Origin of the sequence: Pseudomonas sp. AS2.8 (assembly GCF_014190935.1) — a bacterium.
In the GTDB taxonomy this organism is placed as follows: domain Bacteria; phylum Pseudomonadota; class Gammaproteobacteria; order Pseudomonadales; family Pseudomonadaceae; genus Chryseomonas.
The window spans coordinates 1-23,737 of record NZ_JACHVV010000007.1; the positions used below are offsets into that span (position 1 = coordinate 1).

Sequence of the window (23,737 nt, forward strand, 5' to 3'; positions counted from 1 at the left end):
CGGGCTGTACTGTTTTAAGCGCAAGAGGCGTAATCGCCCGTGAGGATCAGGCCGTAGGTTGGCGCTGAGCGCAGCGAAGCCCAACGATGAGGTTCGCTGCAGGTATCAAGAAAACTGCGGTGGGGCGTTGAGGAACTGCGGTTGAATTCTGGATGCTAGGCTTCGCCAGGCTCAGCCCAACCTACGACCGTGTTACGCGAGCAAGAAAAAGCCCGGCATGTGCCGGGCTTTTTGCGTTCTGGAGGGTGCCGAGGATTACTCCCGGTCGCGTTCCAGCAAGGGCTTGAGGAAATGGCCCGTATAGGACTTCTTGTTCGCCGCGACCTCCTCGGGTGTACCTGTCGCGATGATCTGGCCACCCTTCGAGCCACCTTCCGGACCCAGATCCACCAGCCAGTCGGCGGTCTTGATGACGTCGAGGTTGTGCTCGATCACAACCACGGTATTGCCGTGATCGCGCAGGCGATGCAGTACGTCCAACAGCTGCTGGATATCGGCGAAGTGCAGGCCGGTAGTGGGCTCGTCGAGGATATAGAGTGTCTTGCCGGTATCGCGCTTGGACAGCTCCCGCGCCAGCTTCACGCGCTGGGCCTCGCCCCCTGACAGGGTCGTGGCGCTTTGGCCGAGACGGATATAGGACAGGCCGACATCCATCAGCGTCTGCAGCTTGCGCGCCAGAGCCGGGATGGACTCGAAGAAGGCATGGGCCTCTTCAATGGTCATGTCCAGGACCTCAGTGATGGTCTTGCCCTTGTACTTAACCTCCAGGGTCTCGCGGTTGTATCTCTTGCCCTTGCACACGTCGCAGGCGACGTAGACGTCCGGCAGGAAGTGCATCTCCACCTTGATCACGCCGTCGCCCTGACAGGCCTCGCAGCGACCGCCCTTGACGTTGAAGGAGAAGCGCCCCGGGGTGTAGCCGCGGGAGCGGGATTCCGGGACGCCGGAGAACAATTCGCGAATCGGGGTGAAAAGACCGGTGTAGGTCGCCGGGTTGGAGCGTGGAGTCCGACCGATGGGGCTCTGGTCGATGTCCACCACCTTGTCCAGGTGCTGCATGCCGTCGAAGCTGTCGTGGGCGGCGACCTCCAGGGTCGTCGCGCCATTGAGCGCCGTGGCGGTCAGCGGGAAGAGGGTGTTGTTGATCAGGGTCGACTTGCCGGAGCCGGATACCCCGGTCACGCAGGTCAGCAGGCCAACGGGAATCTCCAGATTGACGTTCTGCAGGTTGTTGCCGCGGGCGCCTTTCAGCTTCAGCAGCTTCTTCTTGTCCCGCGGCGTACGCTTGGCGGGGACGACGATCTTCTTGCGACCCGACAGGTACTGCCCGGTTACCGAGTCGGGATGCTGCATGACCTGATCGGGCGTACCTTCCGCGATGATCTGGCCGCCATGCACGCCAGCGCCCGGTCCTATGTCGATGACATAGTCCGCCAGGCGGATGGCATCCTCGTCGTGCTCGACGACGATGACCGTGTTGCCCAGGTCGCGCAGGTGGGTCAGGGTGCCCAGCAGGCGCTCGTTGTCACGCTGGTGGAGGCCGATGGAGGGCTCGTCGAGGATGTACATCACGCCCACCAGGCCCGCGCCGATCTGGCTGGCCAGGCGGATGCGCTGCGCCTCGCCACCGGACAGGGTGTCGGCGCTGCGATCCAGGGTCAGGTAGTCCAGGCCGACGTTGACCAGGAACTGCAGGCGCTCGCGGATCTCCTTGAGGATCTTGTCGGCGATCTGCTGCCGCTGCCCCTTGAGGGCAAGGTCCTGGAAGTACTGGGTGGCATCGCCCACGGGCAGGCGGGTGACCGCCGGCAGGGTCTTGTCGCCGACCCAGACGTGGCGCGCTTCCCGCCGCAAGCGGGTGCCATTGCAGTCCGGGCAGTGCTGGGTGCTCAGATACTTGGCCAGCTCTTCGCGCACGCTCTGGGATTCGGTCTCGCGATAACGCCGCTCCAGATTCGGCAAGATGCCTTCGAAGGGATGGGCGCGCTTGACGATGTCGCCGCGGTCATTGAGATAGCGGAAGTTGACGCTCTCGCGCCCGGAGCCACTGAGGACCGCCTTGCGGTGCTTGTCATCGAGGCCCTTGAAGGGCTCGTCCAGGCTGAAGCCATAGTGACTCGCCAACGAGCCGAGCATCTGGAAGTAATAGACGTTGCGCCTGTCCCAGCCGCGGATGGCGCCTTCGCTGAGACTGAGCTCCTCGTTGACCACCCGGCGCGCATCGAAGAATTGCTTCACGCCCAGGCCGTCGCAGGTCGGACAGGCCCCCGCGGGGTTGTTGAAGGAAAACAGTTTGGGCTCCAGTTCGCCGATGGAGAAGCCGCAGATCGGGCAGGCGAAGCGCGCGGAAAAGACGATCTCCTCGCCCTTCTCGCCTTCCATGGGCGCGATGATGGCGATATCGTCGGCCAGCTTCAGCGCCGTCTCGAAGGATTCCGCCAGGCGTTGCTGGAGGTCTTCACGCACCTTGAAGCGATCCACCACCACCTCGATGGTGTGCTTCTTCTGCTTGTCGAGCTTGGGCAGTTCGTCCATCTCGTGCAGACGGCCATTGACGCGGACGCGGACGAAGCCCTGGGCGCGCAATTCCTCGAATACCGAGAGGTGTTCACCCTTGCGCTCGCGCACGATGGGGGCGAGCAACATCAGTCGTTCGCCCTCCGGCATGGCCAGTACCTGATCGACCATCTGGCTGACGGTCTGGGCTTCCAGGGGCACGTCGTGCTCCGGACAGCGAGGGGTACCAACGCGCGCATAGAGCAGGCGCAGGTAGTCGTAGATCTCGGTGATGGTGCCCACGGTGGAGCGCGGGTTGTGCGAGGTGGATTTCTGCTCGATGGAGATCGCCGGGGACAGCCCTTCGATGGTGTCCACGTCGGGCTTTTCCATCATCGACAGGAACTGCCGGGCATAGGCCGACAGGGATTCCACATAGCGACGCTGGCCTTCGGCATAGAGGGTGTCGAACGCCAGCGAAGACTTGCCGGAACCGGAGAGGCCGGTAATGACGATGAGCTTGTCCCGGGGAAGGGTAAGGTCGATGTTCTTCAGATTATGGGTGCGGGCCCCACGGATGAGGATTTTATCCACGTAGACTTCTGCCTCGTTTTGGCGGCGCTTCAATAGGAAAGAGGTCTCGTCCCGGACTGCGGCTATCTGCCGCGCCTGTGAGAGAGGGGGTAAGGCTGGTAAAATTGGTGGCCCGACAGCGGTGATCGGGCGTTCGTGATCCTGGCGGTCGGGAACGTTCGGACGAGCGCTCGGCTATCTTCACCGCTTCCTCCCTAAATGGTCATTGTCACGACTGTTTTAAAGCTGTGTGGCGACGTAAAAGCCTGTCGCCGACGAGAGGATTATCAATGCTCGACAAGCGCAATGAAGCCATGAGCGGCGTCGAACGCCGTGCCGCCCTGGGGCTGGCCTTGGTCTTCGCCTTTCGTATGCTCGGTATGTTCATGGTGCTCCCGGTCCTGGCGACCTATGGTCAGGAGTTGGCGGATGCCACCCCGGCGCTGATTGGCCTGGCCATAGGTGCCTATGGTTTGACCCAAGCGGTCCTGCAAATTCCCCTGGGGACGCTGTCCGATCGCATCGGTCGACGCCCCATTATCATTGGTGGACTGTTGGTGTTCGCCCTTGGTGCCGCCATTGCCGCCAATGCCCACTCGATCTGGGGCGTCATCGCCGGTCGTATCGTGCAGGGCGGCGGTGCCATTTCGGCCGCCATCATGGCGCTGCTGTCGGATCAGACCCGCGAGCAGCATCGCACCAAGGCCATGGCCACCATCGGCATGAGCATCGGCGTGTCCTTTGCCGTGGCAATGGTGGCCGGACCGCTGCTGACCCGTGCCTATGGCCTAGCCGGCCTGTTCTGGGCGACCTGCGGACTGGCGCTGGTCGGCTTGCTGATCGTGCTGTTCCTGGTGCCTCACCAGGCTTCGCCCTTCGCCCATCGGGAGTCGAATCTGGCGCGTCAGGCGCTGGGCGCGACCCTGCGCAATCGCGATCTGCTGCGGCTGGACTTCGGTATCCTGGCGCTGCACGCCGTGCTGATGGCCAGTTTCGTCGTCCTGCCGCTGGCCCTCGCCGAGCACGCCGGCCTGCCCAAGGAAGAGCACTGGTGGGTTTACCTGACCGCACTGGTGGTCGGCTTCTTCGCCATGGTTCCCTTCATCATCTATGGTGAAAAGAAGCGGCGGATGAAGCGCGTACTGGTGGGCGCCATCAGTGTGCTGGTGCTGTGCGAGCTGTACTTCTTCTTCTTCAGCAACAGCTTGGTGGCCCTGGTCATTGGCATCGTAGTGTTCTTTACCGCCTTCAACCTGCTGGAGGCCTCGCTGCCGTCACTGGTGAGCAAGGTGGCACCTGCGGGCGGCAAGGGCACGGCCATGGGGATCTATTCCACCAGTCAGTTCCTTGGTTCCGCGTTGGGCGGTATCCTCGGTGGTTGGCTGTTCCAGCATGGTGGCCTGTCCACCGTCTTCCTGGGTTGTGCAGCGCTTTGCCTGGGATGGGCGGTGATTGCTGGTACGATGCGAGAACCGCCCTACGTCACCAGCCTGCGTTTGCCGGTTACGCCCGCGCTAGTCAACGACCAGGGATTGGTCGGACGCCTGTTGGCCCTGGCCGGAGTGACCGATGCGGTAATGGTGGCGGAAGAGCAAGCCGTCTATATCAAGATCGATACTAAAATCGTCGATCGGGCGCAATTGGAGCGACTGGTAAGCCAAACGCCAGTCGCCGCTTGATCGACAGCCTCATCAGGAGATTCATATGGCCCGTGGCGTCAACAAAGTCATCCTCGTCGGCAACGCCGGCGCCGATCCCGAAACCCGTTACATGCCCAATGGCAATGCGGTGACCAATGTCACCCTGGCCACCAGCGAAAGCTGGAAGGACAAGCAGACCGGCCAACAGCAGGATCGTACCGAATGGCACCGGGTGGTGTTCTTCGGTCGTCTGGCGGAGATCGCTGGCGAGTACATCCGCAAGGGGTCCCAGGTCTATGTCGAAGGCTCCCTGCGTACGCGCAAATGGCAGGGCCAGGACGGTCAGGATCGCTACACCACCGAAATCGTGGTCGATATCAACGGCAACATGCAGTTGCTGGGTGGCCGTGGTGGCAATGCCGGTGGCAATGACGAATACAACCAGAGCGCACCTGCGCCTCAGCAGCAGCGTGCCCCTCGTCCCCAGCAGTCGGCTCCGCAGTACGACAACGGTGGCAATGGCGGCGCTGGCAACAATCGTCCTCAGCAGCAGCCCAAGCCCCAGCAGCAGCCGGCGCAGCAGGACTACGACAGCTTCGACGACGACATTCCCTTCTAGGCCTCGTTGATCAGGCAAAGAAAAAGGGCAGCCAGTGGCTGCCCTTTCTTTTTGGTGGAGGCGGGGGGATTTGAACCCCCGTCCGCCAGCTCTCCGCTATCGGTTCTACATGCTTAGCCCTGTCTACTGAGTTAACCCATTGCGGCCCGACGGGCAGGGTGCTTTGGGCGAGCTGTATAAGTTTTAGCCGTTACGTCTACAGCGAACTTGGCGGCGATCCTGTTCTATCTGACAGTCGTTTCGGGTTTACAGGCATCCCCTAGCGACTGCTAGCCGCGTTAAGCAGCTAGAGCGTAGTTGTCGTCGTTGGCAACTATAAGTTTGCAGCAGCGAATTTACGAGTTCTGCTACCAGCTCGGCATGCCCCTCAAGTTTCGTTACCGGCGTCGAATCCTAATCGCCCCCAAAACTTGCTGGTCGTTCACTATAGGAATTCCAGCCGTCCTGCGCAAGTCATTGCTGACGAAACGTTTTTTTGCCGCTTGGCTACTTGGCGTCCTTGCGGATGGCGCGCTGGATCTCGCGGTCGGAATCGCGTTCGCGCTCGGTGGCACGCTTGTCGAATTCCTTCTTGCCCTTGGCCAGGGCGATCTCGCACTTGACCAGATGTTTTTTCCAGTAGAGCGACAGCGCAACGCAGGCGTAGCCCTTCTGCTGCACCGCGCCGAACAGCTTGCCCAGCTCGCGCTTGTTCAGCAGCAGCTTGCGGGTACGGGTGGGGTCGGCGATGACGTGGGTGCTGGCGGTCTGTAGCGGGGTAATGTGGCTGCCGAGCAGCCAGGCTTCGCCGTCCTTGAGCAGCACATAGCTGTCGGTCAGCTGCGCCTTGCCGGCTCTCAGGCTCTTGACCTCCCAGCCTGCCAGGGAAACACCTGCCTCGAAGCGGGTGTCGACGAAATATTCGTGTAGCGCTTTCTTGTTCTGCGCGATGCTGCCGGGGGAGACTTTCTTTTGCTTGGCCATGATTCCAGGGTACAGCGAGTCGGGGGAAATGTCGCCACGCGCTTGAGCGGGTATGAGCAAACACGGACAATACCGCGGTTCTGGACTGCGGCAGGCTGGTGCGGGAGTAAAATGCGAGCGCCGCCCTCAAATTCAAGGTCCGACACCGATATCGCTATTCTACGAGGTTCCGATGAGCTCGCACATCCAACGTTCGGCGTTGCTGCCCTATCCTGCTTCAGCGCTCTATGCGCTGGTTAATGACGTGGACCGTTATCCGGAGTTCCTGCCGTGGTGCTCGTCCGCTCAGATTCTGGAGCAGAACGAAGGCCTGATGCGCGCCGGTCTCACCGTGGCTAAGGGCGGCCTCAGTCAGCAATTCACGACCCGCAACACCCTGGTGCCGGACGAGTCCATCACCATGGATCTGGAGAAGGGGCCCTTCAAGCAGCTGCATGGTGTCTGGACGTTCAAGGCGCTGGGCGACAAGGCCTGCAAGATCTCGCTGGATCTGTCCTTCGAATACGACAGTGCCATCGTGCGCGCGACCCTGGGGCCGCTGTTCAATCAGGCGGCCAATACCATGGTGGATGCCTTCTGCCAGCGTGCCCGAGCCCTCTATGGCTGAGCGTCTCGCCATCGAGGTGGCGCTGGCGCTGCCGGAGCGGCAATGGCTAGTGAGTCTGACGCTGGAGGAGGGCGCCACGGTCGCGCAGGCCGTGCTGGCTTCGGGTTTGCTCGACCAGCTGACGCCAGAGCAGCGTCAAGGCCATCGGGTCGGCATCTTTGGCAAGCTGATCGCCAGGCCGGATGAAAGGAAGCTGCTGGAAGGCGAGCGGGTCGAGATCTACCGCCCGCTGCTTGCGGATCCCAAGGAAAGTCGCAAGCGGCGCGCCGAAAAGGCCAGAGCTAAGGCTGGCCTCTAGGTAGGAATCACTGGCCGTCGGTACGGATGCGGTCGGGAGTCGGTATGGCAGCCGGGCGAGCGCTGTCGATCTCTTTCTGGATAGTGTCTTCGGTCGAGCCGGGTACGGCGGGCGTTTCCGGTGCTGCCACAGGCGCAGTAGCGGGTTGCGCCGGCGCGGTGGGATCCACGCTGGTGCCACTGTCGGTACCCATGATCTGCTGTTCACGGCTGGTGCCGGGCATGAAATCGCCAGCCAGGCCGCTCAACTGATTATCGCCATTGAACACCAGGCTGACACGCTCCTGCTTCCGCTGACCACCGGCGGCCTGCAGGCTGTACAGATAGTCCCAGCGATTGGGATGGAAGGTGTCCTGGATCAGCGGCGAACCCATGATAAACCGGACCTGTTGTCGGGTCATTCCAGGGCGCAACTGGTCTATCATGTCCTGGGTGACGACGTTGCCCTGCTGGATGTCGATCTTGTAAACCCCCGGCAGAGAGCAGCCGGCGAGCATGGCTAGGCCCATCAGAGAGAGCCCGGTCAGCGTTTGCTTGAGGTTTTGCATCGGTGGGAGACTTCCACTATCTTGCTGGGCAACGAAGCACCGATCATACCCGTATTCCCGAGGGCTGCGAAAGCACTCGGCACCGAGAAAGAGCATGGTAGAGAACAACGAACTCCGCAAAGCGGGTCTGAAAGTGACCCTGCCGCGCGTCAAGATATTGCAGATGCTGGACACCACCGAGCAGCGCCACATGAGCGCTGAAGACGTTTACAAGGCGCTGATGGAAGCGGGCGAGGACGTGGGGCTGGCAACGGTCTATCGGGTCCTTACCCAGTTCGAGGCAGCCGGCCTGGTGGTGCGCCACAATTTCGATGGCGGTCACGCCGTGTTCGAGTTGGCCGACACCGGACACCACGATCACATGGTGGATGTGGATACCGGCGAAGTCATTGAGTTCACCGATGCCTCGATCGAAAAGCGTCAGCGCGAGATCGTCGAAGAGCATGGTTTCGAGCTGGTCGATCACAACCTCGTGCTGTACATCCGTCAGCGCAAGTGAAAATCCAGACATGAAAAAGGCGACCTCCGAGTCGCCTTTTTCATGTCCTTTGGCAGCCTGCGTCTAGCGGCTCACCACCAGCTTTCGGGCATGGGCGAGGGATTCGCGGGTGAGGTCGACACCGCCAAGCATGCGCGCCACCTCTTCCACACGGCGTGCCCGGTCCAGCTTGGCAACCGCCGTGCGGGTCTCATCGGTGCCGCGCTCCTTGTGCACGAACAGATGCTGATGACCCTGGGCCGCCACCTGGGGCAGGTGGGTGACCGTCAGTACCTGGCCGCGCTCGCCCAGTTGCCGCAGCAGTTGGCCGACCACCTCGGCGGTCGGGCCGCCGATACCGACGTCCACCTCGTCGAATACCAGTGTGGGCGTGCGCGAGGTCTGGGCGGTGATGACCTGGATGGCCAGGCTGATCCGTGACAGTTCGCCACCGGAAGCGACCTTGGCCAGCGGGCGCAGGGGCTGGCCCGGGTTGGCGCTGACGCGGAATTCGACGCCCTCGTTGCCCAGCGGCTGGGGCTCGCCGGTGCTGCCCGGTGTGAGGGTGATGCTGAAGCGGCCTCCCGGCATGCCCAGGCGCTGCATCTCGGTTTCGACCGCTGCAGCCAGCTCCGGCGCCCGTTGCTCGCGCAGGCGGCTCAATTCGCCGGCCTTCTCCTGGTAGTGACGCTCGAAGGCGGCCAGCTCTTCCTGCAGGCGCTCCAGGGCAACGTCGTCGGCATCCAGAGATTGCAGTTCGTTGCGCAGCTGTTCGTGCAGCTCCAGCAGGGCCTCGGGTTGCACGCGGTGCTTGCGGGCGAGGCTGTAGACGCTGTCGAGACGCTCCTGCACCGCCTGCTGGCGCTCCGGATCGGCTTCGAAATGATCGACGAAGCGATTGAGTTCATTCATCGCTTCCTCGATCTGGATCTGCGCGGAGGCGAGCAGGTTGCTGGCTTCCTGGATCTGCGCCGGGGGACGGTCGAAGGCGGTCAGGCGGGCGACGCTGGCATTGAGTGCCGACAGCGCATTGCCCTGCTCATTTTCGGTGCAGAGATCCATGGCCTGGCGGCAGGCCAGCAGGATGTGCTCGGCACTCGCCAGATCGCTCTGCTCCTGCTCGAGCGCCTGCAGCTCGCCTTCGGCCAGGGCGAGGTTGTCGAGTTCTTCGAGCTGATAGCTGAGCAGCTGGTGACGGGCGCGTTGCTCGTCGCCATTGCGGGTCAGACGCTCCAGGGTCTGGCGCACCTGGCGCCAGCGCTGGGCGGCGAGTTGCACCTGGCGGACCAGCTCGCCCGCGCCGGCGTATTCGTCCAGCAGGCGGCGGTGGGTGTCGAGGCCGAGCAGCGACTGGTGCTCGTGCTGGTTGTGAATGTCGATCAGCAGACCGCCGAGGGTCTTGAGATCCGCCAGCGGGCAGGGCGAGCCATTGATATAGCCACGCGAACGCCCTTCGCGGGTGATGACGCGGCGCAGCAGGCAGGGACCGTCCTGCTCCAGGTCGCGCTCGGCGAGCCACTGGCGGGCTTCAGGGATGTCGGTGGTGTCGAAGCTGGCCAGGACATCGGCCTTGTCGGCACCGGGCCGGACCGCATCGCTGTCGGCGCGATCGCCCAGGGTGAGGCCGAGGGCGTCGAGCATGATGGACTTGCCGGCGCCGGTTTCGCCGGTGATCACGGTCATGCCGCGCTCGAGGTCGAGGTCGAGGTGTTCGACGATGGCGTAGTTGCGGACGGACAGATGCACCAGCATGCGACGATCTCCGAAAGCGGTTTTCTGGTTGTTTATACAGTGCCTCTAGGGCACTGGCAATCCATACAGCTCTTGAAGCGCCGGCCGGCGGCCCCATATAGGCGCCATCGATCAGGGCATCGTCCATTAGAGGGCGCGCCTACCGGCATTATCACAGGAGGACTCCATGGCCGACGAACAGAACTCCCAGACCCCCGAGCACGAAGCCACCCAGGGCGACGTCCAGCACGAGGATCTCGCCGCCCGCGTCGCCACGCTCGAAGAGCAGCTTGCCGCCGCCCAGGACCAGTCGCTGCGCAGCGTCGCCGAACTGCAGAACGTGCGTCGCCGCGCCGAGCAGGATGTGGAGAAGGCGCACAAGTTCGCGCTGGAAAAATTCGCCGGCGATCTCCTGCCAGTGCTCGACAGCCTGGAGCGTGGCCTGGAGCTGTCCAACGCCACCGACGAGACCCTCAAGCCCATGCGTGAAGGCATGGAGCTGACCCTGAAGATGCTGCAGGACACCCTCAAGCGCTATCAGGTCGAGGCCGTCGATCCCCACGGCGCGCCCTTCAATCCGGAGCACCACCAGGCCATGGCCATGGAGGAGAGCGCCACCGCCGAGCCGGGCAGCGTGCTCAAGGTGTTTCAAAAGGGCTATCTGCTCAATGGTCGCCTGCTGCGGCCGGCGATGGTGGTAGTCAGCAAGGCACCTGCGGCGCAGCAGCCGAGCATCGACGAAAAGGCTTGAAATTCTTTCGCTCGGCCCCATCTGGTAGGCAAGCGAACATCAAAGGCCCCCTGAGCGGGCCGCGCGGAATCTGAGATTTCTGGAGAAGACTACATGGGCAAGATCATCGGTATCGACCTGGGGACGACCAACTCCTGCGTCGCGATCCTCGAAAACGGTAACGTCAAGGTGCTGGAAAACGCCGAAGGCACCCGTACCACGCCGTCCATCATCGCCTACACCAACGATGGCGAGACCCTGGTCGGCCAGCCGGCCAAGCGCCAGGCGGTGACCAATCCGCAGAACACCCTGTACGCGGTCAAGCGTCTGATCGGTCGGCGTTATGAAGAAAACGTCGTGCAGAAAGACATCGAGATGGTCCCCTACAAGATCGTCAAGGCCGACAACGGTGACGCCTGGGTCGAGGCCAAGGGCCAGAAGATGGCGCCGCCGCAGGTGTCTGCCGAAGTCCTGAAGAAGATGAAGAAGACCGCCGAGGACTACCTGGGCGAAGCCGTGACCGAGGCGGTCATCACCGTGCCGGCCTACTTCAACGACAGCCAGCGCCAGGCTACCAAGGATGCCGGCCGCATCGCCGGTCTGGACGTCAAGCGCATCATCAACGAGCCCACCGCGGCTGCCCTGGCCTATGGCCTGGACAAGGCCAAGGGCGACCACACCGTGATCGTCTATGACCTGGGCGGCGGCACCTTCGACGTCTCGGTCATCGAGATCGCCGAGGTCGACGGTGAGCATCAGTTCGAGGTGCTGGCCACCAATGGCGACACCTTCCTGGGTGGCGAAGACTTCGACATCCGCCTGATCGACTACCTCGTCGAAGAATTCAAGAAAGAAAGCGGCATGAACCTCAAGGGTGACCCGCTGGCCATGCAGCGCCTGAAGGAAGCTGCCGAGAAGGCCAAGATCGAGTTGTCCTCGGCTACCCAGACCGACGTCAACCTGCCGTACATCACCGCCGATGCCAGCGGTCCCAAGCACCTGAACGTCAAGGTCTCCCGCGCCAAGCTGGAGTCCCTGGTGGAAGAGCTGGTCGAGCGCACCATCGAGCCGTGCCGCACGGCGCTGAAGGACTCCGGCCTGGACGTCTCCGACATCCACGAAGTCATCCTCGTGGGCGGTCAGACCCGCATGCCGCTGGTGCAGAAGCGCGTCGCCGACTTCTTCGGCAAGGAAGCGCGCAAGGACGTCAACCCGGACGAAGCCGTCGCCATCGGTGCCGCCATCCAGGGCGCCGTGCTGGCCGGTGACGTCAAGGACGTGCTGCTGCTGGACGTCACCCCGCTGACTCTGGGCATCGAGACCATGGGTGGCGTGATGACCGCGCTGATCGAGAAGAACACCACCATCCCGACCAAGAAGTCGCAGGTGTTCTCCACCGCCGACGACAACCAGGGCGCCGTGACCATCCACGTGCTGCAGGGCGAGCGCAAGCAGGCCGCGCAGAACAAGTCGCTGGGCAAGTTCGACCTGGCCGAGATCCCGCCGGCGCCGCGTGGCGTGCCGCAGATCGAGGTGACCTTCGACATCGACGCCAACGGCATCCTCAACGTGTCCGCCAAGGACAAGGCCACCGGCAAGCAGCAGTCCATCGTCATCAAGGCGTCCTCCGGTCTGTCCGAGGAAGAGATTCAGCAGATGGTGCGTGACGCCGAGGCCAATGCCGACGAGGATCGCAAGTTCGAAGAGCTGGCTGCGGCCCGCAACCAGGGTGATGCCCTGGTGCACGGCACCCGCAAGATGCTGACCGAGGCCGGCGACAAGGCCGCCGCGGAAGAGAAGAGCACCATCGAGAAGGCCATCGGCGAACTGGAAGCCGCTGTACGCGGCGACGACAAGGATGCCATCGAAGCCAAGATGAATGCCCTGTCCCAGGCCTCCGCGCCGCTGGCCCAGAAGCTCTATTCCGAGCAGGGCGCTGCCGCGGGTGCCGAAGGCGCCTCGGCCAAGGCGGACGGTGATGCCAAGAAGCCCGGCGACGACGTGGTCGATGCCGAGTTCGAGGAAGTGAAGGACAACAAGTAAGCCGCGTGCTTACCGCACCTGACGGGCTTCGGTCCGTCGGATCCGCCACGCGGGAGCCTGCTCCCGCGTTGGCGTGTCTGGAGGGTGAGAAAATTTAAGGTGCAGAAAGTCTATGGCCAAACGTGATTACTATGAGGTGCTCGGGGTCGAGCGCGGCGCCAGCGAAGCCGAGCTCAAGAAGGCCTACCGACGCCTGGCGATGAAATACCACCCGGACCGCAATCCGGGTGACGCGGCTGCCGAAGAGCAGTTCAAGGAGGCCGCCGAGGCCTACGAAGTGCTGTCCGATGCGGGCAAGCGCTCGGCCTACGACCAGTACGGCCATGCTGGCGTCGATCCGAGCATGGGCGGCGGCGGTTTCGGTGGGGCAGCGGGTGGCGCGAGCTTCTCCGACATCTTCGGCGACGTCTTCAGCGACTTCTTCGGCGGGCGCGGTGGTGCCGGTGGTCGTGGCGGTCCGCAGCGCGGTGCCGACCTGCGCTACACCCTGGACCTGGATCTGGAAGAGGCGGTGCGCGGGACCACGGTCACCATTCGCGTGCCCACCCTGGTCGAGTGCAAGGTCTGCGACGGCAATGGCGCCAAGCCGGGTACCTCGGCTTCTACCTGCCCGACCTGTGGTGGCATCGGTCAGGTGCGGATGCAGCAGGGCTTCTTCTCGGTGCAGCAGACCTGCCCGCGGTGCCACGGCAGCGGCAAGATCATTCCCGAGCCCTGCAACGCCTGTCATGGCCAGGGGCGTGTGGAAGAACAGAAAACCCTGTCGGTCAAGGTGCCGGCGGGCGTCGACACCGGCGACCGCATCCGCCTGACCGGCGAGGGCGAGGCCGGGACCCTGGGCGGTCCGAGCGGCGATCTCTACGTGGTGGTCAATGTGCGCGAGCACTCGATCTTCCAGCGTGACGGCAAGCATCTCTACTGCGAGGTGCCGATCAACTTCACCGATGCCGCCCTGGGTGGCGAGCTGGAAGTGCCTACCCTGGATGGTCGCGTCAAGCTGAAGATCCCCGAGGGCACCCAGACCGGCAAGATGTTCCGCCTGCGTGGCAAGGGCGTGACGCCCGTGCGTGGCGGTGGCGCCGGCGACCTGATGTGCAAGGTGGTGGTGGAGACCCCGGTCAACCTGAGCCGGCGGCAGCGCGAGCTGCTCGAGGAATTCCGCAACACCCTGCAGAGCGACAGCTCCCATTCGCCCCGGGCCAGCGGCTGGTTCGACGGCATGAAGCGCTTCTTCGACGACCTCTAAACCGGCAGGGGCGCCGTCGCGAGGCGGCGCCCGGCCAGCAGCCTGGAGCTGATGATGCGACGTATAGCTGTAATGGGCGCCGCGGGGCGCATGGGCAAGACCCTGATCGAAGCGGTCCAGCAGACCCAGGGCGCTGCCGGCCTGACTGCCGCGGTGGATCGTCCCGAGAGCAGCCTGGTGGGTGCCGACGCTGGCGAGCTCGCCGGCATCGGCCGTAACGGGGTGATGCTGTCCGGTGACCTGGCGCGGGTGCTGGATGATTTCGATGTCGTCATCGATTTCACCCATCCCAACGTGACCCTGCAGAATCTGGCGCTCTGCCGCAAGGCGAAGAAGGCCATGGTGATCGGCACCACCGGCTTCACCGCCGAGCAGAAGCTGACCCTGCTGGAGGCGAGCAAGGAAATCCCCATCGTCTTCGCGGCCAACTTCAGCGTCGGCGTCAATCTCTGCCTCAAGCTGCTGGATACCGCTGCCCGGGTGCTGGGTGACGAGGTCGATATCGAGATCATCGAGGCGCACCACAGGCATAAGGTCGATGCGCCCTCGGGTACCGCCCTGCGCATGGGCGAGGTCGTTGCTCAGGCGCTGGGTCGTGATCTGGAAGAGGTCGCCGTCTATGGCCGCGAAGGCCAGACCGGTGCCCGCGATCGCCAGACCATCGGCTTCGCCACCGTACGTGCCGGCGACGTGGTGGGCGATCACACGGTGCTGTTCGCCAGCGAAGGCGAGCGGGTCGAGATCACCCACAAGGCGTCCAGTCGCATGACCTTCGCCAAGGGCGCCGTGCGCGCAGCCCTCTGGCTCAAGGACAAACAGCCGGCGCTATATGACATGCAGGACGTGCTGGAGTTGCGCTGATCCGCTCGCGGGGGTGCCAGCCGTGATCAATTCGTGTACAATGCAGCTTTAGTGTATCCACTAAAAGCTAGCGCAGAATGAAATCACAACATTAAAACGGGATGACTCTTCGAGATGTCATCCCGTTTTTTTGCACCCTGCGTTTGCCCGCCAAGGCTTGATTTTCGGAGGTCTTCTTGACTAAGCCAGCCATACTCGCACTTGCCGATGGCAGCATCTTTCGCGGTGAATCCATCGGTGCCGACGGCCACACGGTCGGCGAAGTGGTGTTCAACACCGCCATGACCGGCTACCAGGAAATCCTGACCGATCCTTCCTATGCGAAGCAGATCGTCACCCTGACTTATCCGCACATCGGCAACACCGGTACCACGCCGCAGGATGGCGAGGCCGCCCAGGTCTGGGCCGCCGGGCTGATCATCCGTGACCTGCCGCTGCTGGCCAGCAACTGGCGCAACAAGCAGTCGCTGCCGGACTATCTCAAGGAAAACGGCACCATCGCCATCGCCGGCATCGACACCCGTCGACTGACCCGCATCCTCCGCGAGAAGGGCGCCCAGGATGGCTGCATCCTCACCGGCGAAGACGCCACCGAGGAGCGCGCCCTGGAGCTGGCCCGCGCCTTCCCCGGCCTCAAGGGCATGGACCTGGCCAAGGAAGTCAGCGTCAAGCAGCGCTACGAATGGCGCTCGGGCGTCTGGTCGCTGGAGACCGACAGCCACGCCGAGATCCCGGCCGAGCAGCTGCCCTATCACGTGGTGGCCTTCGACTATGGCGTCAAGCTGAACATCCTGCGCATGCTGGTGGCCCGTGGCTGCCGCATCACCGTGCTGCCAGCCCAGACCCCGGCCAGCGAAGCCCTGGCGCTGCAGCCCGACGGCGTCTTCCTGGCCAATGGCCCGGGTGATCCCGAGCCCTGCGACTACGCCATCAAGGCGATCCAGGACGTGCTGGAGACCGAGATTCCGGTGTTTGGCATCTGCCTGGGCCACCAGTTGCTGGCCCTGGCTTCCGGCGCCAAGACGGTGAAGATGCCCAACGGTCACCACGGCGCCAACCATCCGGTGCAGGATCTCGACAGCGGCGTGGTGATGATCACCAGCCAGAACCACGGTTTCGCCGTGGACGAGGCCAGCCTGCCGGCCAATGTGCGGGCCACCCACAAGTCGCTGTTCGACGGCACCCTGCAGGGCATCGAGCGTACCGACAAGGTCGCCTTCAGCTTCCAGGGCCACCCCGAGGCGAGCCCTGGCCCGCACGACGTGGCACCGTTGTTCGACAAGTTCATCCAGGCCATGGCGGCACGCCGCTAAGACGGGAGGAGGGTAAAGCTCATGCTGGCGAATCTGGGTGTCATCGACTTCTGGACCTATGTGGTCGGGACCCTGTTCGTCATCCTGCTGCCCGGCCCCAACTCCTTCTTCGTGCTCGCCACCAGCGCCCAGCGCGGCATCCGCAGCGGTTACCAGGCGGCTTCCGCGGTGTTCCTCGGTGACGCCGTGCTGATGCTGCTCTCCGCCCTGGGCGTCGCCTCGCTGCTCAAGGCCGAGCCACTGTTCTTCCAGATCCTCAAGTATCTGGGCGCGGCCTATCTGTTCTACCTCGGCTGGGGCATGTTGCGCGGCGGACTCAAGTCCTGGCGCAGCCCGGCCCAGGGCCAGGCCGAGGCGACCCTGCGCGAAGACGTCCACCAGCCGTTCCGCAAGGCCCTGCTGCTGAGTCTGTCGAACCCGAAGGCGATCCTGTTCTTCGTGTCTTTCTTCATCCAGTTCGTGGACCCCGGCTACGCCCATCCGGCGCTGTCCTTCCTGGTACTGGGCGCGGTCCTGGAAGCCATCAGCTTCTGCTACCTGTCGTTCCTGATTTTCTGCGGCGTTCGCCTGGCGGCCTGGTTCCGTCAGCGGCGTCGCCTCAGCGCGGGCGCCACCGGTGGCGTCGGCGCCCTGTTCGTGGGGTTCGGTGTGAAGTTGGCCACCGCGACCCTGACCTGATTACCTGCATTCGAGAAGCCCATGCCTAAGCGTACAGACATCAAGAGCATCCTGATCCTCGGGGCCGGCCCCATCGTCATCGGCCAGGCCTGCGAATTCGACTATTCCGGCGCCCAGGCCTGCAAGGCCCTGCGCGAGGAAGGCTTCCGCGTCATCCTGGTGAACTCCAACCCGGCCACCATCATGACCGACCCGTCGATGGCCGACGCCACCTACATCGAGCCGATCAAGTGGGCCACCGTGGCCAAGATCATCGAGAAGGAGCGCCCCGACGCCCTGCTGCCGACCATGGGTGGCCAGACCGCGCTGAACTGCGCCCTGGATCTGGAGCGCCATGGCGTGCTGGCGAAGTTCGGCGTCGAGATGATCGGCGCCAACGCCGACACCATCGACAAGGCCGAGGATCGCTCGCGCTTCGACAAGGCCATGAAGGACATCGGTCTGGCCTGCCCGGTCTCGGGCATCGCCCACACCATGGAAGAAGCCTACGGCGTGCTGGAGAAGGTCGGCTTCCCCTGCATCATTCGTCCGTCCTTCACCATGGGTGGCACCGGTGGCGGCATCGCCTACAACCGGGAAGAATTCGAAGAGATCTGCAACCGCGGTCTGGATCTGTCGCCGACCAACGAACTGCTGATCGACGAATCTCTGATCGGCTGGAAGGAATACGAGATGGAGGTGGTCCGTGACAAGAAGGACAACTGCATCATCGTCTGCTCCATCGAGAACTTCGATCCCATGGGCGTGCACACCGGTGACTCCATCACCGTGGCGCCGGCCCAGACGTTGACCGACAAGGAATACCAGATCCTCCGTAACGCCTCCCTGGCGGTGCTGCGCGAGATCGGCGTCGAAACCGGCGGCTCCAACGTCCAGTTCGGCATCTGCCCGGACACCGGGCGCATGGTGGTGATCGAGATGAATCCGCGGGTGTCGCGTTCCTCGGCGCTGGCCTCCAAGGCCACCGGCTTCCCCATCGCCAAGATCGCCGCCAAGCTGGCGGTCGGCTACACCCTGGACGAGCTGCAGAACGACATCACCGGCGGTCGTACCCCGGCGTCCTTCGAGCCGGCCATCGACTACGTGGTCACCAAGATCCCGCGCTTCGCCTTCGAGAAATTCCCCAAGGCCGACGCCCGTCTGACCACCCAGATGAAATCCGTGGGCGAGGTCATGTCCATCGGCCGTACCTTCCAGGAATCCCTGCAGAAAGCCCTGCGTGGTCTGGAAGTGGGCGTGGTCGGCTTCGATCCCAAGCTGGAGCCGACCGATCCCGAGGCCGACAGCACCCTCAAGCGTGAGCTGACCGTGCCCGGTGCCGATCGCATCTGGTACATCGGCGATGCCTTCCGTCAGGGCTACAGCCTGGACAAGGTCTTTGAGCTGACCCGCATCGATCCCTGGTTCCTGGTGCAGATCGAAGACCTGATCAAGGACGAGGAGCGCATCAAGACCCTGGGTCTGGCCGACCTCGACTACGACCTGATGCGCAAGCTCAAGCGCAAGGGCTTCTCCGATGCGCGCCTGGCCAAGCTGCTGGGCGTCACCGAGAAGAATCTGCGTGCCCATCGCCACAAGCTCAAGGTGCTGCCGGTGTACAAGCGGGTGGACACCTGCGCCGCCGAATTCGCCACCGACACCGCCTACCTCTACTCCACCTACGAGGAAGAGTGCGAGGCCAAGCCCAGCGGTCGCGACAAGATCATGATCCTCGGCGGTGGTCCCAACCGTATCGGTCAGGGCATCGAGTTCGACTACTGCTGCGTGCACGCGGCCCTGGCCATGCGTGAAGACGGCTACGAGACCATCATGGTCAACTGCAACCCGGAAACCGTCTCCACCGACTACGACACCTCCGACCGCCTGTTCTTTGAGCCGGTGACCCTGGAGGACGTGCTGGAGATCGTCCGCGTCGAGCAGCCCAAGGGCGTCATCGTCCAGTACGGCGGCCAGACCCCGCTCAAGCTCTGCCGCGCCCTGGAAGAAGCCGGTGTGCCCATCATCGGCACCAGCCCCGACGCCATCGACCGCGCCGAGGACCGCGAACGCTTCCAGCAGATGGTGCAGCGTCTGAATCTGCGCCAGCCGGCCAACGCCACCGCGCGCAGCGAAGACGAGGCCCTGGCCCTGTCCAAGAACATCGGCTATCCGATGGTGGTCCGTCCCTCCTACGTGCTGGGCGGCCGGGCGATGGAAATCGTCTACCAGGAAGAAGAACTCAAGCGCTACATGCGCGAAGCGGTGAAGGTGTCCAACGATAGCCCCGTGCTGCTCGACCACTTCCTCAACTGCGCCATCGAGGTGGACGTGGATGCGGTGTGCGACGGCAAGACCGTGGTGATCGGCGCCATCATGCAGCACATCGAACAGGCTGGCGTGCACTCCGGTGACTCCGCCTGCTCGCTGCCGCCCTATTCGCTGCCCAAGCACATCCAAGACGAGATCCGCGAGCAGGTCAAGAAGATGGCCCTGGAACTCGGCGTGGTCGGTCTGATGAACGTGCAGATGGCCGTGCAGGGCGAAGACATCTACGTCATCGAGGTCAACCCGCGCGCCTCCCGTACCGTACCCTTCGTCTCCAAGTGCATCGGCGAGTCCCTGGCCAAGGTGGCCGCCCGGGTCATGGCCGGCAAGACCCTGGCCGAGGTAGGCTTCACCCAGGAGATCATCCCGCCGTTCTTCAGCGTCAAGGAAGCGGTGTTCCCCTTCAACAAGTTCCCCGGTGTCGACCCCATCCTCGGCCCGGAGATGAAGTCCACCGGCGAGGTGATGGGGGTCGGCGACAGCTTCGGCGAAGCCTTCGCCAAGGCCCAGCTGGGTGCCAACGAGATCCTGCCGAACTCCGGTTGCGCCTTCATCAGCGTGCGTGACGACGACAAGCCCGAAGCCGTGCAGGTCGCCCGCGATCTGGTCGGCCTCGGCTTCGAGGTCGTGGCCACCGCCGGTACCGCGCGGGTGATCGAGGCGGCCGGCCTGCCGGTGCGTCGCGTGAACAAGGTGACCGAAGGCCGCCCCCATGTGGTCGACATGATCAAGAACGACGAAGTCACCCTGATCATCAACACCACCGAAGGCCGGCAGTCCATCGCCGATTCCTATTCGATCCGCCGCAACGCGCTGCAGCACAAGCTCTGCTGCACCACCACCATTGCCGGCGGCCAGGCCATTTGCGAAGCTTTGAAATTCGGCGCCGAGAAGACCGTGCGCCGTCTGCAAGATCTGCATGCAGGAGTTAAGGCATGACCAAGTACCCGATGACCGTCCAGGGCGCTCGCGCCCTGGAAGACGAACTCAAGCACCTCAAGACCGAGCTGCGTCCGCAGATCACCCAGGCCATCGCCGAAGCGCGTGAACTGGGTGACCTCAAGGAAAACGCCGAATACCATGCCGCCCGCGAACAGCAGGGCATGGTCGAGGCGCGTATCCGCGATATCGAAGGCCGCCTGCAGAACGCCCAGGTGATCGACGTGGCCGCCTTGCCGCACACCGGCAAGGTGATCTTCGGCACCACTGTGGAGATCGCCAATACCGAGACCGACGAGACGGTGACCTACCAGATCGTTGGTGACGACGAGGCGGATATCAAGCAGAGCAAGCTGTCGGTGGGTTCGCCCATCGCGCGCGCGCTGATCGGCAAGGAAGAAGGGGACGTGGTGCTGGTGAAGACCCCGGGTGGCAATGTCGAATACGAAATTGTCGCCGTCCGTCACGTCTGACCACCGCGCCGGTGGCTGGCTCGCCAGGCTGCTCGCCGCAGCCTGGCAGCTGGCCCAGGTGTTCTGGGTCGGCCCGCTGGTCGCCCTGCACCTGTGCATCCCCGTGGCGCTGGCCCAGGCGGGCTGGGCGCCGCTGCTGATCCAGTCCGGACGCGAAGAATTGCTGCGCATGATGCTCAGCGCCGCAGGCGGTGGGGTCTTTACCCAGATCGTGGTGCTGGTGTGGTGGGCAGGTGTGGGCGCCTTGTGGCGTGACCTGCGCGGCCAGCTGCTGCTGGCCAGTGCACTGGCTGTGCTGCTGCAGAACGAACTGGCGCGCTTCTGGACCGGGCCGACCGCTCTGGCCGGCTACCTGGTCCTGCTGCTCTGCGGACTGATTTTGGTGCTGCAGCCCGTTCCCGGGCGCGCGTCGAACAATCAGGCGGTGTAACGCACCACGTTGGACAGGTTGCGATTCTGCTCGCGGGCCTTGCGATAGATCAGCGCCATCTTGCCGATTACCTGCACCAGCTCTGCCTTGCTCGACGCGCACAGCTCGTCGATCAGGGCCCGACGGTCATCACGCTCGGTGACGGCCAGCTTGATCTTGATCAGTTCGTGATCGTTCAGCGCGCGGTCGAGTTCACCCAGCACGCCTTCGCTCAGGCCGTTCTCGCTGATGGTGACCACCGGCTTGAGTTGATGACCGATCGCCTTGAACCGCTTTTTGAGCTCGTTGTTGAGCGCCATAATTCACCCCGGATAAAAGCCGAACAGTTTATCCCAGCTGTCCGGTGCCGCCCAGCGATACGCGACAACTTGACGGAGGGCCCGACAGACCGGACTCGCCGGTTCAAGGAACACCGCAGCGAGCGCAGGCGTCAAGTCATCGTGAGGCAGGACTGAGGCGGAGAGGCTGGTGGCTGGAAGCGGGCGGCGGGGTGATCTGCCTGGGCAGTTCGCAGGGCCGGATGCCAGGTGCCCACCAGCAGGCCTTGTTATTTGCGTCCTGGCCCCCATATGAGCGAGCGGAGTACGGCGGGCTGATCCAGGGCTCGCCGGGTCGCGGGACCAGATCGCGCCAGCAATAGCTATTGGGTCGCGGTTTTAGGGGCAATTGAGAGAATTGATGGCCGCAACGTCTGCCTTGCCCTAGAGTCAAAGGCAGAAGACTCATATAGCGTTACAGACGATGTCTGCCGTGGGCCAGGCTTTGTGTAGTAACTTACCGGTCACTGCCGGTTTCGCTTCGAACGGTTTACCCACGAAACCGGCGCAGAGGGTAGTCAATTGAACGACATGGCAAAGAATCTGATCCTGTGGCTGATCATCGCCGCGGTGCTCGTCACCGTGATGAACAACTTCTCCAGCCCCAACGAACCCCAGACGCTCAACTACTCCGACTTCATCCAGCAGGTGAAGGACGGGCAGATCGAGAGCGTGACCGTGGATGGCTATGTCATCACCGGCAAGCATCGTGACGGCGACCCCTTCAAGACCATCCGTCCGGCGATCCAGGACAATGGCCTGATCGGCGACCTGGTCAACAACAGCGTTACCATCACCGGCAAGCAGCCCGAACAGCAGAGCATCTGGACTCAGCTGCTGGTGGCCAGCTTCCCGATCCTGGTGATCATCGCGGTCTTCATGTTCTTCATGCGGCAGATGCAGGGCGGCGCTGGCGGTCGTGGCGGCCCCATGAGCTTTGGCAAGAGCAAGGCGCGATTGCTGTCGGAAGATCAGGTCAAGACCACCTTCGCCGACGTTGCCGGTTGCGACGAGGCCAAGGAAGAAGTCACCGAGCTGGTCGAGTTCCTGCGTGATCCGGGCAAGTTCCAGCGCCTCGGCGGACGCATTCCCCGTGGCGTGCTTATGGTCGGTTCGCCCGGTACCGGCAAGACCCTGCTGGCCAAGGCCGTGGCGGGCGAGGCCAAGGTGCCTTTCTTCACCATCTCCGGTTCGGATTTCGTCGAGATGTTCGTCGGTGTCGGCGCCAGCCGGGTCCGTGACATGTTCGACCAGGCCAAGAAGCACGCGCCCTGCATCATCTTCATCGACGAGATCGATGCGGTGGGTCGCCATCGTGGCAACGGCATGGGCGGTGGTCACGACGAGCGCGAACAGACCCTGAACCAGCTGCTGGTCGAGATGGACGGCTTCGAGATGAACGATGGCATCATCGTCATCGCTGCCACCAACCGTCCTGACGTGCTCGACCCGGCCCTGCTGCGTCCCGGTCGCTTCGACCGCCAGGTGGTGGTCGGCCTGCCGGACATCCGTGGCCGCGAGCAGATACTCAAGGTGCACATGCGCAAGGTGCCGGTTGGCGAGCGCGTCGACGCGGGTGTCATTGCCCGAGGTACCCCGGGTTTCTCCGGTGCCGACCTGGCCAACCTAGTCAACGAGGCCTCGCTGTTCGCCGCCCGCGCCAACAAGCGCATCGTCGACATGCGTGAGTTCGAGCTGGCCAAGGACAAGATCATGATGGGCGCCGAGCGCAAGACCATGGTCATGTCCGAGAAGGAGAAGCGCAACACCGCCTACCACGAGGCGGGTCACGCCATCGTCGGTCGCCTGGTGCCCGAGCACGATCCGGTCTACAAGGTCTCCATCATTCCCCGTGGTCGGGCCCTGGGCGTGACCATGTTCCTGCCCGAGGAAGACCGCTACAGCCTGTCCAAGCGTGCCCTGGAAAGCCAGATCTGTTCGCTATTCGGTGGCCGTATCGCCGAAGAGATGACCCTGGGCTTCGAAGGCGTTACCACGGGTGCCTCCAACGACATCATGCGAGCGACCTCCCTGGCGCGGAACATGGTGACCAAGTGGGGCCTGTCCGAGAAGCTGGGTCCGCTGCTGTATGGCGAGGAAGAGAACGAAGGCTACCTGGGTCGTTCCGGGGGTGGTGGCGCCGGTAACATGTCGGGCGAGACCGCCAAGCTGATCGATCTGGAGATCCGCCGGATCATCGACGACTGCTACGGCACTGCCAAGCGGCTGCTGGACGAGAATCGCGACAAGCTCGAACTCATGTCCGATGCCCTGATGAAGTACGAGACCATCGATTCGGATCAGATCGACGACATCATGGCTGGCAAGGTTCCGCGTGAACCGCGCGACTGGCATGACCGCGGCGGTCCTACCGGTGATTCGCCGGCACCGCAGAGTGGCAGCGATCGTCCTGAAACGCCCATCGGTGGTCCGGCCGGAGAACACTGAAAC

The 23,737-nt window shown here is 63.5% G+C and carries 20 protein-coding genes and 1 other RNA gene; 15 read left to right on the forward strand and 6 right to left on the reverse strand.

What is annotated here, in order from left to right; genetic code table 11:
- Positions 1-255 precede the first annotated feature (255 nt).
- On the reverse strand, positions 256-3,090 hold the full coding sequence (uvrA, locus tag FHR73_RS21725; RefSeq protein ID WP_183634006.1) for an excinuclease ABC subunit UvrA: 2,835 nt from the start codon (positions 3,088-3,090) through the stop codon (positions 256-258).
- A 269-nt stretch (positions 3,091-3,359) separates the two neighbouring features.
- Here uvrA and FHR73_RS21730 point away from each other — a divergent pair, with 269 nt between their 5' ends.
- Both FHR73_RS21730 and ssb read left to right on the forward strand, forming a co-directional pair.
- Entirely contained in the window at positions 3,360-4,748 is a 1,389-nt protein-coding gene (locus tag FHR73_RS21730) for an MFS transporter (RefSeq protein ID WP_183634008.1), read from the forward strand.
- 25 nt (positions 4,749-4,773) lie between these two features.
- Entirely contained in the window at positions 4,774-5,328 is a 555-nt protein-coding gene (ssb, locus tag FHR73_RS21735) for a single-stranded DNA-binding protein (RefSeq protein WP_183634010.1), read from the forward strand.
- Positions 5,329-5,380: 52 nt separating this feature from the next.
- Here ssb and ssrA read toward each other — a convergent pair.
- Both ssrA and smpB read right to left on the reverse strand, forming a co-directional pair.
- Positions 5,381-5,733: a transfer-messenger RNA gene (gene ssrA, locus FHR73_RS21740) on the reverse strand.
- 81 nt (positions 5,734-5,814) lie between these two features.
- The gene (gene smpB, locus FHR73_RS21745; RefSeq protein WP_007162671.1) at positions 5,815-6,291 is read right to left on the reverse strand and encodes an SsrA-binding protein SmpB; all 477 of its coding nucleotides are present in this window, start codon (positions 6,289-6,291) and stop codon (positions 5,815-5,817) included.
- 172 nt (positions 6,292-6,463) lie between these two features.
- Between smpB and FHR73_RS21750 the strand changes: the two genes are divergently transcribed.
- Both FHR73_RS21750 and FHR73_RS21755 read left to right on the forward strand, forming a co-directional pair.
- The gene (locus FHR73_RS21750) at positions 6,464-6,898 is read left to right on the forward strand and encodes a type II toxin-antitoxin system RatA family toxin (protein WP_133863028.1); all 435 of its coding nucleotides are present in this window, start codon (positions 6,464-6,466) and stop codon (positions 6,896-6,898) included.
- On the forward strand, positions 6,891-7,196 hold the full coding sequence (locus tag FHR73_RS21755) for an RnfH family protein (protein ID WP_183634012.1): 306 nt from the start codon (positions 6,891-6,893) through the stop codon (positions 7,194-7,196). The genes FHR73_RS21750 and FHR73_RS21755 overlap by 8 nt, the downstream gene beginning before the upstream one ends.
- 7 nt (positions 7,197-7,203) lie before the next feature.
- On the opposite strand, the gene FHR73_RS21760 is transcribed toward FHR73_RS21755, so the two are convergent.
- Positions 7,204-7,743, reverse strand: coding sequence for an outer membrane protein assembly factor BamE (locus FHR73_RS21760; RefSeq protein WP_158893803.1), 540 nt, complete (start codon positions 7,741-7,743; stop codon positions 7,204-7,206).
- A 94-nt stretch (positions 7,744-7,837) separates the two neighbouring features.
- On the opposite strand from FHR73_RS21760, the gene fur reads away from it, so the two are divergent.
- Positions 7,838-8,242 (forward strand): ferric iron uptake transcriptional regulator, encoded by a 405-nt coding sequence (fur, locus tag FHR73_RS21765; RefSeq protein WP_007162667.1) that lies wholly within the window; start codon positions 7,838-7,840, stop codon positions 8,240-8,242.
- Positions 8,243-8,305: 63 nt separating this feature from the next.
- Here fur and recN read toward each other — a convergent pair whose 3' ends face one another.
- A complete protein-coding gene (recN, locus tag FHR73_RS21770; RefSeq protein WP_017640636.1) occupies positions 8,306-9,973 on the reverse strand; it encodes a DNA repair protein RecN in 1,668 nt (555 codons plus the stop codon).
- Positions 9,974-10,139: 166 nt separating this feature from the next.
- Between recN and grpE the strand changes: the two genes are divergently transcribed.
- The 9 genes from grpE to FHR73_RS21815 all read left to right on the forward strand — a co-directional run bounded on the left by grpE (position 10,140) and on the right by FHR73_RS21815 (position 20,969).
- Positions 10,140-10,703: a nucleotide exchange factor GrpE gene (gene grpE, locus FHR73_RS21775; protein WP_183634014.1), complete on the forward strand. Its 564-nt coding sequence runs from the start codon at positions 10,140-10,142 to the stop codon at positions 10,701-10,703.
- Positions 10,704-10,796: 93 nt separating this feature from the next.
- On the forward strand, positions 10,797-12,725 hold the full coding sequence (dnaK, locus tag FHR73_RS21780; protein WP_183634016.1) for a molecular chaperone DnaK: 1,929 nt from the start codon (positions 10,797-10,799) through the stop codon (positions 12,723-12,725).
- Between the two features lie 112 nt (positions 12,726-12,837).
- Positions 12,838-13,971 carry a molecular chaperone DnaJ gene (gene dnaJ / locus FHR73_RS21785; protein WP_007162663.1) on the forward strand — a complete coding sequence of 378 codons (1,134 nt, stop codon included), beginning with the start codon at positions 12,838-12,840 and terminating at the stop codon, positions 13,969-13,971.
- Between the two features lie 54 nt (positions 13,972-14,025).
- Entirely contained in the window at positions 14,026-14,832 is an 807-nt protein-coding gene (dapB, locus tag FHR73_RS21790) for a 4-hydroxy-tetrahydrodipicolinate reductase (RefSeq protein WP_133863034.1), read from the forward strand.
- A gap of 176 nt (positions 14,833-15,008) precedes the next feature.
- Positions 15,009-16,145, forward strand: coding sequence for a glutamine-hydrolyzing carbamoyl-phosphate synthase small subunit (gene carA / locus FHR73_RS21795; RefSeq protein WP_183634020.1), 1,137 nt, complete (start codon positions 15,009-15,011; stop codon positions 16,143-16,145).
- Between the two features lie 21 nt (positions 16,146-16,166).
- Positions 16,167-16,823, forward strand: coding sequence for a leucine efflux protein LeuE (gene leuE, locus FHR73_RS21800; RefSeq protein WP_007162660.1), 657 nt, complete (start codon positions 16,167-16,169; stop codon positions 16,821-16,823).
- A 21-nt stretch (positions 16,824-16,844) separates the two neighbouring features.
- Positions 16,845-20,066 carry a carbamoyl-phosphate synthase large subunit gene (gene carB, locus FHR73_RS21805; RefSeq protein WP_183634021.1) on the forward strand — a complete coding sequence of 1,074 codons (3,222 nt, stop codon included), beginning with the start codon at positions 16,845-16,847 and terminating at the stop codon, positions 20,064-20,066.
- Positions 20,063-20,539, forward strand: coding sequence for a transcription elongation factor GreA (gene greA / locus FHR73_RS21810; RefSeq protein WP_183634022.1), 477 nt, complete (start codon positions 20,063-20,065; stop codon positions 20,537-20,539). Before carB ends, greA begins: the two co-directional genes overlap by 4 nt.
- On the forward strand, positions 20,517-20,969 hold the full coding sequence (locus tag FHR73_RS21815) for a hypothetical protein (RefSeq protein WP_183634023.1): 453 nt from the start codon (positions 20,517-20,519) through the stop codon (positions 20,967-20,969). The genes greA and FHR73_RS21815 overlap by 23 nt, the downstream gene beginning before the upstream one ends.
- Here the strand turns inward: FHR73_RS21815 and FHR73_RS21820 are convergent.
- Complete coding sequence (locus FHR73_RS21820; protein ID WP_133863039.1) at positions 20,957-21,268, reverse strand: YhbY family RNA-binding protein; 312 nt, start codon at positions 21,266-21,268, stop codon at positions 20,957-20,959. The genes FHR73_RS21815 and FHR73_RS21820 overlap by 13 nt on opposite strands.
- Positions 21,269-21,817: 549 nt before the next feature.
- On the opposite strand from FHR73_RS21820, the gene ftsH reads away from it, so the two are divergent.
- A complete protein-coding gene (gene ftsH / locus FHR73_RS21825; protein ID WP_183634024.1) occupies positions 21,818-23,734 on the forward strand; it encodes an ATP-dependent zinc metalloprotease FtsH in 1,917 nt (638 codons plus the stop codon).
- Positions 23,735-23,737: the final 3 nt, after the last annotated feature.